The organism is Leptothrix cholodnii SP-6 (genome assembly GCF_000019785.1).
GTDB lineage: Bacteria > Pseudomonadota > Gammaproteobacteria > Burkholderiales > Burkholderiaceae_C > Sphaerotilus > Sphaerotilus cholodnii.
Genome location: NC_010524.1, coordinates 2724929 through 2737164, shown reverse-complemented (window position 1 = coordinate 2737164; position 12236 = coordinate 2724929). Strand labels below are relative to the sequence as shown.

8 protein-coding genes are annotated in these 12236 nt (G+C 69.9%); 5 read left to right on the top strand and 3 right to left on the bottom strand.

Annotated elements, in window-relative coordinates:
• Positions 1 to 81: 81 nt before the first annotated feature.
• A complete protein-coding gene (locus tag LCHO_RS12530; RefSeq protein WP_012347530.1) occupies positions 82 to 579 on the top strand; it encodes a thioredoxin family protein in 498 nt (165 codons plus the stop codon).
• A 31-nt stretch (positions 580 to 610) separates the two neighbouring features.
• On the opposite strand, the gene LCHO_RS12525 is transcribed toward LCHO_RS12530, so the two are convergent.
• Complete coding sequence (locus tag LCHO_RS12525; RefSeq protein WP_012347529.1) at positions 611 to 2506, bottom strand: type IV pilus assembly protein FimV; 1896 nt, start codon at positions 2504 to 2506, stop codon at positions 611 to 613.
• Between the two features lie 125 nt (positions 2507 to 2631).
• Between LCHO_RS12525 and LCHO_RS12520 the strand changes: the two genes are divergently transcribed.
• The gene (locus LCHO_RS12520) at positions 2632 to 3675 is read left to right on the top strand and encodes an RNA methyltransferase (RefSeq protein WP_012347528.1); all 1044 of its coding nucleotides are present in this window, start codon (positions 2632 to 2634) and stop codon (positions 3673 to 3675) included.
• A gap of 24 nt (positions 3676 to 3699) precedes the next feature.
• On the opposite strand, the gene LCHO_RS12515 is transcribed toward LCHO_RS12520, so the two are convergent.
• A complete protein-coding gene (locus LCHO_RS12515; RefSeq protein ID WP_043704272.1) occupies positions 3700 to 4275 on the bottom strand; it encodes a hypothetical protein in 576 nt (191 codons plus the stop codon).
• Between the two features lie 248 nt (positions 4276 to 4523).
• Here LCHO_RS12515 and ligA point away from each other — a divergent pair, with 248 nt between their 5' ends.
• The 3 genes from ligA to LCHO_RS12500 are packed head-to-tail and all read left to right on the top strand — an operon-like array spanning position 4524 to position 9360.
• Entirely contained in the window at positions 4524 to 6830 is a 2307-nt protein-coding gene (gene ligA, locus LCHO_RS12510; RefSeq protein ID WP_012347526.1) for an NAD-dependent DNA ligase LigA, read from the top strand.
• A gap of 38 nt (positions 6831 to 6868) precedes the next feature.
• Positions 6869 to 8707, top strand: coding sequence for a DUF294 nucleotidyltransferase-like domain-containing protein (locus tag LCHO_RS12505; protein WP_012347525.1), 1839 nt, complete (start codon positions 6869 to 6871; stop codon positions 8705 to 8707).
• The gene (locus tag LCHO_RS12500; protein WP_012347524.1) at positions 8704 to 9360 is read left to right on the top strand and encodes a 3'-5' exonuclease; all 657 of its coding nucleotides are present in this window, start codon (positions 8704 to 8706) and stop codon (positions 9358 to 9360) included. The genes LCHO_RS12505 and LCHO_RS12500 overlap by 4 nt, the downstream gene beginning before the upstream one ends.
• Here LCHO_RS12500 and LCHO_RS12495 read toward each other — a convergent pair.
• Positions 9335 to 12208, bottom strand: coding sequence for a hybrid sensor histidine kinase/response regulator (locus LCHO_RS12495; protein ID WP_012347523.1), 2874 nt, complete (start codon positions 12206 to 12208; stop codon positions 9335 to 9337). The genes LCHO_RS12500 and LCHO_RS12495 overlap by 26 nt on opposite strands.
• Positions 12209 to 12236 lie beyond the last annotated feature (28 nt).

The window sequence follows — 12236 nt, the reverse complement described above, 5'->3', positions numbered from 1 at the left end:
CGCCGGGTCGCGCCTGGCACGAGGGCCCGGCACACTCGCGCTGCCGTTCAATTCCATCGTGGGTCGGGCCCACGCACTGTCATGAAGCTCCGCATCCTCGCCCCGATTGCCGCCGTCTTGTTGCTCGGGGGCGCCGCGCTGTGGTTTTCGGGGGTCGGCCGGCCTGCCGGTCCGCCGCCCTACGACGAAGCCGCCGATGCCCGGAAAGATGTCGCCCAGGCCTTGGCCAGCGCCCGGGCCGCCAATCTGCCGGCGCTGGTGATCTTCGGCGCCAACTGGTGCGAGGACTGCCGTGCGCTCGACAAATCCCTGAAAACCACCCGCAACGCCGAACTGATGGCCAAGGAGTTCGTGACGGTCAAGGTGGACGTGGGCAATTTCAACCGCAATCTCGACCTGACCACGCAGTACGGCAACCCGACCAAGAAAGGCATTCCGGCGGCCGTCCTGGTATCACCGGCCGGTGAGGTGATCTACTCGACGCGGGCGGGCGAGTTGTCGAATGCGAGGCGGATGGGCGACTCGGGGATCTTCGAGTTTTTCAGGAAGGTGGCGGAAAACGCCCCCGCCAAGTCGTGATTCACGCTTTGCCGGCCAGGCCGGCAAGGGGTCACTGCCGCCGTATCTTGCGGTCGGAATACAACGGGTCGGACAGATCCAGGTCCAGGTCCAGCTCGGGGACCTCATCGGTGTCGATGGCGGTGGCGGTCTGGACCTCCACGGTGTTGCTGCTGTCGAGGTCGAGATCCAGATGCAGGTCCAGGTCGACCAGTTCGACCATCGTGGTGGGCAGCTCGCTGTCGGTGGCGTCGATGCTCGGCAGGCGATCGTCGACCGGTTCCACATGCTGGGCGGTGTCGCTGAACTCGGACACCTCGGGCAGCGGCGACATCAGGGCGATGCGCTGGATCGTCGGCTCGTTGTGGTCGGCCAGGTCGCGAGCCAGTGCGTACAGGAACAGCACGTCGCGGTAGGCGGGCAGATCGAAGACGTCGCCGCGCGTGGTGTGGAAGATCAGCATCCCCAGCTCCGCCATCGCAGCCAGCGGGCGGGGCCACACCTTCTGCAGCTGCTGCATCACCTCGGGGTAGTCTTCGAGCACCAGTCCGGCCTGCAGATCGGCCTCCCAGACCGGCGCGTAGGCGTTGAAGCGCTGGTTGAAGCCGACCCGGATGCGCTCGTAGGACGCCCGGTCGTCCCGGCGCTTGTAGATCTCCAGCAGCTTCAGGTAGGCCAGCGGGCTGCCGCCTTCGCTGTTGCGCAGATGGTCGGTCAGCAGCTCGACGGCGGAGTCCTCCTGGCCCAGCGCGATGAAGAACTCGGCCTGCTGCTCCAGGTCGATCAGTTCCTCGATCGACACGTCGCGCGGCGATCCGCCGTTGAGGTTCGCGCTGGGCGGGCTGGTCGAGTCGTAGTTCGGCGGCAGGGAGATGGCCTCGTCATCGGCCACGCCTGACGCCGGCACGGGCAAGTTGCTCGGCGGGTTGTCCGACCGCCCCCCGCGCTGCAGCTGTCGCACCCGCCAGGCCAGCCAGCCGGCCAGGCCCGTCAGCCCTACCAGCATGATCGACAAGGGCATGACCCAGCGGTTGGCTGTTTCCGCGGCCAGCAGCTGCGCCTGCATCTGCAGCATCAGTTCACGCTGGACCTGCGACTCCTTGTGCAGGTCGAGGACGGTCTTTTCGAGTGCCGCGATCCGCGTCGACGCGGTGGGGGCGGCCGATGCCGCAGCGCCGGCCGAACTGGCCGACTGCGCGGCGGCCTCGATGGCCTGCAGCGCCTCCTCGACGATGGTGGCCAGCGGTTTGGCCGTCGTCGCCGTGGGCTCGACCACGTCCATCCTGAGGCGCGGCCTGTCGGGTGCCACGATGGCGGATTCGCTCGCCCGCGTGCGAGGCGCCGGCGCGGCACGGGTTTCCTTCGGTTTCCTGGTGGCCGGTGGCGCGCTGCCGGGTGCCGGGCGTGGAACCGCAGGCGCGGGCTCCGCGGCTCGCGCCGTGCTGGCCGGCGCGGCAACGGCGGCACGCGGCGGTGGCGGCGCGTCGCGCAACGGCTCGGCCACCGGCAACGCCACCGGCGGGGCGGCAACCGACGGCGCAACGGCCGGCGCAACGGCCGGCGCGAGCGAGGGGTCGGCCAGCACCACGAACCGACGCGTGATGCGCGACCCGCAACCGACCGAAAGCTCCACCGTGACCAGCGGCTCGTTGACTGCCTGGGTGGACGTCACCCGGATCAGCGCCGACCGCAGATCGGTCCGTTCGAGCCGGGTTCGCACCAGCGGCGCCGGCAGGTGTTCATCGCCGAGCGTGACGTCGGCGATGGTGCAATCCGGGGCGGTCGATTCGCCCGGCTCCAGGCGCAGCGGCACCGAGAAATCGAGAGGCTGGCCGAGTGCGATGCTTTGGGGCGCGGGGCCGAATTCCAGCGCAGCCACATGCGGCGGCAGCACGCCCGCAGCCAAGCCGATCAGAAACGATGAAAGGGATGGTCGCTTCTTCTGCATGCAAGGTCAGACGCGAGGAGACGGCTCGATAAACTCTAGCATGGGGTGATAAATGCGCATGAAGGGCCTGTGCCAGTATTGCCCGTCCGATTACTTTTGGCATGCCCCATCCAGACGTTATTTCGATGCGCATTGATTTCATACGCCAACGCCTGCGTGCCCAAGGTGCGAAACCCTGTCACGAACAGCGGATTTTGCGGATTTGGGCGCAGGTGCTGCCGACCGAAGGTGGCCGCAGTCGCCCCGACGATTTCCTCCCGCAGGCCGTGCGCGACGCCATGCCGGCGCTGCTGGCCGATCTGGACGGCCTGGCCCGCCTGCGCTCGCAGCACCCCGGCGAGGACGGTTCGGCGCGCCTGCTGGTCGAACTGGCCGATGGTCAGACGGTCGAGAGCGTGTTGCTGCCGCGCGACGGTCTGTGCGTGTCGACCCAGGTCGGCTGCGCGGTCGGCTGCGTGTTCTGCATGACCGGGCGCGAGGGCCTGCTGCGCCAGGTCGGCAGCGCCGAGATCGTGGCGCAGGTGGTGCTGGCGCGGCGCCAGCGGCTGGTCAAGAAGGTGGTGTTCATGGGCATGGGCGAGCCCGCGCACAACCTCGACAACGTGATGGAGGCGATCGACTTCCTCGGCACGACCGGCGCCATCGGCCACAAGAACCTGGTGTTCTCGACCGTGGGCGACCCGCGCGTGTTCGAGCGCCTGCCGCTCGGGCCGGTCAAGCCGGCGCTGGCGCTGTCGCTGCACACCACGCGGGCCGATCTGCGCGCGCAACTGCTGCCACGCGCGCCGCGCATGGACCCGGCCGATCTGGTCGAGCGCGCCGAAGCCTATGCACGCGCCACCAGCTACCCGATCCAGTACCAGTGGACGCTGCTCGAAGGCATCAACGACGGGCCCGACGAGGTCGAGGGCATCGTGCGGCTGCTGCACGGCAAGTACGCGGTGCTGAACATGATTCCGTACAACACGGTGCCCGATCTGCCGTACACGCGGCCGTCGTGGGAGGCCGCCGCCGCGCTGGCGCGCACGCTGCACCGGCGCGGCATCCTGACCAAGCTGCGGCAATCGGCCGGGCAGGACGTGGAGGGTGGCTGCGGCCAGCTGCGCGCGCGTGAGCTGGCGCCGTCGGCGCGGCGCATCGAGATCCGGCCGGTCGCCTCGCTGCCCTGAATGCGCGGCGGGCTCGGTGCCGGCTCAGTGCCAGAAGCGCAGGCCGTACTGCAGGCTGAGCTTGCCGCGGCGCAGGCGCAGCGAGAGCTGGCTGCCGTCGCGGTTGTTCCAGCGCATCATCGATCCCATCGACGGCCCGGAGAACGCGCTGGAACTGCCGCGCAAGTCCATCGTGACGCCGCCGTCGGGCTGGCCGATCAGTTCGCGCAGGCGCGCCGGCAGGGCCGAGCCGAGGTCGACATAGGCGTAGAGGCTAGCGCCGTTGGCGCCGCGCGGTGCCAAGGCGCTGGTGTCGGTCAGGCCGCGCCGGGGGCCCCAGCGGGAGGCGCCGAAGTCGTTGGCGGCCGGCCCGCCGAGCGGCCCGTCGGGGTTGCTCTCCAGCAGCGGCACGGCATCGAGTCCGACCGACAGGGGGCCGGCGCCGTTGCCGGCGAGACTCACCTGCCGCAAGGCAGCGTCACCGAGGTTGCGGGGCGTGGGGTCGTTGCGGTCCTCGGCCATCGCGGTGGTGCTGCACAGCAGGCCGCAAAGCAGTGCGGCGTGGCACCACAGGCCAAGGGTTCGCCGTTCGCGCGTGGGGCCGTCATTCTCGAAATTCATTGCGCGCACGGGTGAAAAGGATTGGAACTGCATCTCGGCCCCACTGAAGAACTGCTCTGTCTGGCCGATCTGATCGACGCATCTTGTCGGGCAGTTAGCAGCGGCTTGTAAGGCGATGGATGACGGTGTAACGAGTTGAATCTCCTACACGGTGCCCACCCGCCGCGATCGGTGTGCGGTCGTGACGTGATGGATCTGGCATCGGCGGCAGGATTCGGAGCGGGCCTGCGGCTGGCTAGACTCCTGCCATGTCGCCTTCAGCTCCTGCCAACTCCGCTCCCGACCCTGATCGCAACGGTGTTCCTGACGTCGGCCCGGCCAGCGCGGCGCCACCCGATCTGCAGACCGCCGCCGCACGCGCGGCCTGGCTGCGCAGCACGCTGCAGCACCACGCGCACCTCTATTACGTGCTCGACGCGCCCGAGTTGCCCGATGCCGAGTACGACCGCCTGTTTCAAGAGTTGCAGGCCATCGAGGCGATGTATCCGGCGCTGCGTACCGCCGATTCACCCACGCAGCGTGTGCTCGGCCAGGTCCGCGACGGCTTCGTCGTGGTGCGCCACGCCGTGCCGATGCTCAGCATCCGCACCGAGACCGACACCGAGGCCAGCGGCGCGGTCGCTTTTGATGCGCGGGTGCGCCGCGAGCTGGAACTGCCCGACGACGCCCCGCCGATCAGCTACGCCACCGAGCTCAAGTTCGACGGCCTGGCGATCAACCTGCGTTACGAACACGGCGTGCTGGTGCAGGCTGCCACCCGCGGCGACGGCGAAAGCGGCGAGGACGTGACGCAGAACATCCGCACCATCGGCCAGATCCCGCTGCGGCTGAGGTGGGCCCCCACGCTCGGCGCTGATGCGCACTCGCTGCCCCCCGAGGGGGCGCGTTTCGCCTTGGGGCGGCCCGGCGGCGAAACCGGTGCGCCGGATCTGGCCCCTGCCGTTCTGGAGGTGCGCGGCGAGGTCTACATGCGCCGCGACGATTTCGAGGCGCTCAACGAGCGCCAGCGCGAGCGCATCGCGCGCGGCGACAAGGGCGAGAAGACCTTCGTCAACCCGCGCAATGCTGCAGCCGGCGCGGTGCGCCAGCTTGACCCGGCGATCGCGGCGCAGCGGCCGCTGAGCTTCTTCGCCTACGGCCTGGGCGAGGTGCAGGGCTGGGCGCTGCCACACACCCACGCCGGCCTGCTCGACGCGCTGGCCGCCGCCGGCCTGCCGGTGTGCGCCGAGCGCGCGGTGGTGCAGGGCGCCGACGGGCTGGTGGCGTTCCACCAGCGCATCGGCGCGCTGCGCGACAGCCTGGCGTTCGACATCGACGGCGTGGTCTACAAGGTCGACAGCCTGGCGCTGCAGCAGCGGCTCGGTTTCGTGACCCGCGAGCCGCGCTGGGCGGTGGCGCACAAATACCCGGCGCAGGAGCAGATGACGCGGCTGCTGGGCATCGAGATCCAGGTCGGGCGCACCGGCAAGCTCACGCCGGTGGCCCGGCTGGAGCCGGTGTTCGTCGGCGGCACGACGGTCAGCAACGCCACGCTGCACAACGAGGACGAAGCGCGCCGCAAGGACGTGCGCGTGGGCGACACCGTGATCGTGCGGCGTGCCGGTGACGTCATCCCCCAGGTGGTCGGCGTGGTGCTGGAGCAGCGCCCGGATGACGTCGGCGAACCGTTCGACCTCTACCAGCGCCTGGGCGGCCGGTGCCCGGTGTGCGGCAGCGCGATCGCACGGCCCGAAGGCGAGGCCGACTGGCGCTGCACCGGCGGCCTGTTCTGCGCCGCGCAGCGCAAGCAGGCGATCCTGCATTTCGCCAGCCGGCGCATGATGGACATCGAGGGTCTGGGTGACAAGCTGGTCGATCAGCTGGTCGACGCCGGCGTCATCCGCACCCTGCCCGAGCTCTACAAGCTCGGCGTGGCCAAGCTGACCGCGCTGGAGCGCATGGGCGAGAAGAGCGCCGTCAACCTGGTGGCCGCGCTCGAGAAGAGCAAGCAGACGACGCTGGCGCGCTTCCTGTTTTCGCTCGGCATCCGCCAGGTCGGCGAGGCCACGGCCAAGGCGCTGGCGCGGCATTTCGGCGCGCTCGACCGGGTGATGGACGCCAGCGTCGATCAGCTGCAGGCGGTGCCCGATGTCGGCCCGATCGTGGCGCTGAGCATCCGCACCTTCTTCGACCAGCCGCACAACCGCGAGGTGGTCGAGCAGCTGCGCGCGGCCGGCATCCACTGGGCCGAACACGAGGCCAGCGCCGCCGCCGACGCCGCCGAACTGCCGCTGGCCGGCAAGACGCTGGTGCTGACCGGCACGCTGCCCACGCTCGGCCGCGACGCCGCCAAGGACCTGATCGAAGCCGCGGGCGGCAAGGTGAGCGGCTCGGTGTCGAAGAAGACCCACTTCGTGGTGGCCGGCGCGGAGGCCGGCAGCAAGCTCGACAAGGCGCGCGAGCTGGGGCTGGTGATCCTCGACGAGGCCGGCCTGCTGGCCTTGCTGAACGAGGCCGAGGCCGACGCCGATGCCGATGCCGAGGGTTTGCCTGACTCGCCTGTTGCGCCAACGTAAGCCTGTCGACGCTGCGTGCGCTTAGAGTGCACCCACACATGCCCAGCGCCTTCAACTTCAACGCCTCGCCCTTCGATTGCCTGAACGCGCCGCAGCGTGAGCTGGTGCGCCACAGCGTCGACATCGCCTACTTTCCGGCCGGCGAGCCGGTGCTCAGGAGCGGCGACACGCCGACGCACCTGTTCGTGATCATCAAGGGCCACGTCAGCCAGTTCGAGGGCGACGAGCTGGTCGCCACCTACGGGCCCGACGACAGCTTCGACGGCCGCTCGCTGGTCACCGGCCGGGTCAACGGCCGCTTCGTGGCGGCCGAGGAGGTGGTGGCCTACCAGCTGGCGCGCCAGACGGTGACCGAGCTGATCGCCGCCAACGCCACCTTCGCGGCGCTGCTGTTCTCGGACCTGTCGCAGAAGTTGAGCGCGCTGTCCGAGCGCCAGAGCCAGCACGAGATGCAGTCGCTGACGATGGCGCGCATCCAGGAGGTGTTCCTGCGTGCGCCGGTGTTCGTCGACGCGGCCACCGACATCGTCTCGGTGGTGCGGGCCTTCCACGCCAACCGCACCTCCAACGTGCTGGTGCGCGACGACGCCTCGGTGCCGTCGCGGCTGGGCATCTTCACCACCACCGGGCTGCAGCGCGCGATCCTGCACGGCATGCCGCTCGACCGATTGCCGGTCGGCGAGCTGGCCACCTTCGGGCTGGTGAGCTGCGAGCCGAGCGACTACCTGTTCGACGCACTGGCGATGATGATCCGCCACCAGGTGCACCGGGTGGTCGTGATCGACCGCAGCGGTGCCGACCCGCAGGTGGTGGGCGTGCTCGAACAGCTCGATCTGCTGAGCTTTTTGTCGAACCACTCCTACCTGATCACGCTGCAGATCCTGGAGGCGCAGGATCTCGCCGCGCTCGAGGCCGCCGCCCACCAGATCACCCGCCTGATCACGCTGCTGCACCGCGGCGGCACGCGGGTGGGCATGATCGCCCGGCTGGTTCAGGAGCTCAACGCCAAGCTGTTCGAGCGTGCCTGGCAGCTGGTGGCGCCGGCCGATCTGGTCGCCAACAGCTGCCTGTTCGTGATGGGCAGCGAGGGCCGCGGCGAGCAGCTGCTGCGCACCGACCAGGACAACGGCCTGATCCTGCGCGACGGCTACACGCCGCCGACCGACCTGGCCGATGTCTGCAGCCGCTTTTCGCAGGCGCTCGCCGGTTTCGGCTACCCCGAGTGCCCTGGCGGGATCATGGTCAGCAACCCCGACTGGCGTCACCCGGCGGCCGAGTTCGGCCAGCGCGTGCGGCGCTGGCTGCAGCTGCCCGACGGCGACAGCCTGATGGCGCTGGCGATCTTCATGGACGCGCACGCCGTCTGCGGCGACCACGCGCTGCTCGACCAGGTGCGCGGCGAGATCTTCGGGCTGGTCGGAGAAAACGATTCGCTGCTGACGCGTTTCGTCGCCGCGATCGACGCCTTCAACGAAGGCAGCGGCTGGTGGAACCGCCTGCTGACGCTCGGCACCGACGAGCGCGAGGCGCTGCACCTCAAGAAGGCCGGCATCTTCTCGCTCGTGCACGGTGTGCGCGCCGTCGCGCTGCAGCAGCACGTGGCGGCCACCGGCACGGTCGACCGCATCGAGGCGCTGGTGGCGATGGGCAAGCTGCCCAAGGAAACCGGCGCCGAGCTGACCGACAGCCTGCACTACCTGATGGCGCTGCGCCTGAAGGCCGCGCTGGCCGAGATGGACCTGGGCCGGCCGGTCACCGGCACGGTCGACCTCGGCGCCCTGACGCCGCTCGAGCGCGATCTGCTGAAGGACGCGCTCGGCGCGGTCAAGCGTTTCAAGGCGATGCTGCGCCACCGCTTCCACCTGGACACGATGTGAAGCTCGCCGACCTGTCGCCCGCACAGGCGCTGGCTGCGCTCAAGCGCGAATGGCTGCTCTACCACCTGGGCGACCAGCGCCTGCGTTTCATGTGGGACGAGCCGCCGCCCGACGAGTGGGTGGCGCTCGACTGCGAGACCACCGGCCTGGACGTCGGCCGCGACGAGATCATCGCCATCGGCGCGGTGCGCATCGTCGGCAACCGCATCATGACCAGCGAGCGCCTGGAGCTGCTGGTGCGGCCCGAAAAGCGCAAGCTCTCGGCCGACAGCGTGCGGGTGCACCGCCTGCGCGAGCAGGACGTCGCCCAGGGCCTCAAGCCCGAGGAGGCGGTGATGCAGCTGATGCACTTCATCGGCAGCCGGCCGCTGGTGGGCTACTACCTCGAGTTCGATCTGGCGATGATCAACCGCGTGGCCTGGCCGATGCTCGGCATGGGCCTGCCGCAGCCCAGGATCGAGGTCTCGTCGCTCTACCACGACTACAAGCACCGCCAGCTGCTGCCGTACCAGCAGCAGTCGGTCAACATCGACCTGCGGTTCGACACCCTGATGAAGGACCTCGATCTGCCGCAGCGCGATGCGCACGATGCGCTCAACGATGCGGTGATGGCGGCGCTGGCCTACCTCAAGCTGCGCCGCCTGCTGGCCTAGCGGCGGCCCCGTGGGCGGCCACCGCCTCGGACTCGGCCGGCAGCGCCTGGTCGAGTGCCTCGACCATCCGGGCCAGATCCTGCTGCAGGTGCTCGACGGCCTCGACCAGCTCGGAGGTCGGCCGGCGCGCCAGGATGTCGTGCTCGAGCGCGCTGGCCTGTTCGGCCAGCGACGTCGCGCCGATGGTGCCGCTGGCGCCCTTGAAGGCATGCACGGCGTTGCGGGCTGCCGCGCCGTCGCCGTCGAGCAGGGCCTGGTTCAGGCCGGCGATGCCGCGTCCGTACAGCTCGGTGAAGCGGCGGATGATGCGCACGTAGGTGCTCATGCGCCCGCCCATCTGGCGCAGGCCGGTCTGGATGTTCAGGCCCTCGATGGCTGCGAAACCCGAACCGGGTGTCGCGTCGCGGTCGGCTGGTTTTTCCGGGGTCATGGGCGTCTCGAGTGGCGGCGGATGGGCGTCGAGCCAGCGCAGCAGGGTGGCGTACAGCACCTGCGCGTTGACGGGTTTGGCGATGTGGTCGTTCATGCCCGCGGCCAGGCAGGCAGCCCGGTCCTCGCCGAAGGCGTTGGCGGTCATGGCGATGATCGGCAGTCCGGCCGCGCGCGGCAGTGCGCGGATCGCCCGAGTGGCCTGCAGGCCGTCCATCACCGGCATCTGCATGTCCATCAGGATGGCGCGGTAGTCGGTGGTCTCGGCCATCGCCAGCGCCTGTGCGCCATCGTCGGCGACGTCGACCTGCAGCCCGGCCAGCTGCAGCAGCGAGCTGGCGACCTCCTGGTTGATCGGGTTGTCCTCGGCCAACAGCACCGGGGCGCCACCATGGCGCTGCCGCAACTGGCGCTCGAGCTGCTGCAGGGCCTGCGGCGGCGTGGCCGCCGCCCGTGGCGCGTCGATCTGCAGCAGGCCGATCACGGCGTCATGCAGGCTCGACGCCGTCAGCGGCTTGAGCAGCACCGTGCCGATGCCGACCGTGCGCGCCAGGGCGGGCAGGGTGTCGTCGTCCTGCGCGCTGACCAGCACGACCGGCGGGCGCTGCGGCAGCGCGAGCTGCGCCATGCGGCGGGCGGTCTCGATGCCGTCCAGACCGGGCATGCACCAGTCCAGCAGCACCAGGCGGTAAGGGTCCGGCGACACGTCCTGCAGTGCGGCCAGCGCCTGTTCGCCCGACGCCACCGCATCGACCCGCAGGCCGATCGACCGCATCATCTCGGCCATCGCCTCGCGCGCGGGTTCGAGGTCGTCGGCCAGCAGCACGCGCAGGCCGTGCAGGGCGGTCGGACGCCGTGGTGGCTGCAGCGTGCGCGCATGCGCCAGCCGCGCCGTGAACCAGAAGGTGCTGCCTTGTCCGGCCACGCTGTCGGCGCCCGATTCGCCGCCCATCAGCTGCGCCAGGTGGCGCGTGATCGCCAGGCCGAGACCGGTGCCGCCGTGGCGCCGGGTGGTCGAGCTGTCGCCCTGTTCGAAGGCCAGGAACAGCGCCTCGACCTGGTCGGCCTCGACGCCGATGCCGGTGTCCTGCACCGAAAAACGCACGTGCACGCCGTCGGCGCCGTCTTGCAGTTTCTGGCCCCGCAGGATCACGCTGCCGTGGTCGGTGAACTTGATCGCGTTGGTCAGCAGGTTCAGCAGCGCCTGCGACAGCCGGGTCGGATCGCCACGCAGCGTGCGCGGCAGGTGGTCGGTGTCGAGCACCAGCTCGAGCCCCTTTTCGTGCGCGCGGCTGCTGACCAGCGACAGCGTGCGCGAGAGCAGTTCGTCGAGGTCGATGTCGATGCTCTCGAGCTCGACCTTGCCGGACTCGATCTTGGACAGGTCGAGCACGTCGTTGATGATCTGCAGCAGGTGATCGGCCGCGTCGGCCACCTTGGCGAGCTGTTCGGCGCCGGCGGGGTCGCGGTGGGTGCGCCGCAGCAGTTGCGTCAGGCCGATGATGGCGTTCATCGGCGTGCGGATCTCGTGGCTCATGTTGGCCAGGAAGGTGCTCTTGGCGCGGTTGGCGGCCTCGGCATGGTCGCGGGCCTGGGCGAGTTCGGTGTTGAGCTGCCTCAGCCGGATCTCGTCGCGCTTGATCTCGCTGATGTCGGTGCCCATAGCGACGACGCCGCGCAGGCGGCCGTCGCGGATCACCGGGATGTGGTGGACCCACAGCGTGCGGGTGGTGCCGTCGAGGCCTGGCACGATGCGCTCGAAATGCTGCGCCTGGCCTTGCATCGCCATGCGCAGCCGGGCCTCGACCTCGCCGATGCGGCCGGCGCCGAAGACATCGATCAGCGAGGCGCCGATCAGCGCCTCGCGCGGGCGGCCCTCGTCGTGGCAGAAGCGCTGGTTGACGAAGCGGCAGCGCAGGTCGACGTCCCAGAAGCTCACCCGCGCGGGCAGGTTGTCGGCGATCGCCCGCACGAACGCCTCGGCGTCACCGCGCGCCTGCATCGCCTTCTCCAGTTCGGCGGTGCGCGCGTCGACGAGTTCCTGCAGGTGATCGCGGTGGCGCTGCAGTTCGGCCTGGCTGCCGTCGAGCGCCTGGCGATCCTTTCGCAGGGCGCGCATCAGCTGCTCCTGCGCTTCTCCGAACAGGATCCCCATCAAGGCGAAGACGATCGTCGAGAACACGGCGGAGGGGTTGCCGACGCCCGGTGACGGACCGATGAAGACGGTCCACACCAGCACCACCGACAGCGCCGTGGCCAGCCAGGCGCCGATGCGCCCGCCCAGGCGTGCCGCGAAGAAGATCGCCGGATAGAACAGGAACCAGGCGAAAGGCTGCAGCCAAGGCCAGAAGCTCCACTGGATTGCAAGCGCCACCAGCGGCGTGAGCGGGGCAGCGAAGCGGCGCTTGTCGATCGTCATGCAGGCTTGTCGGTAGTGCGGCGGCCGG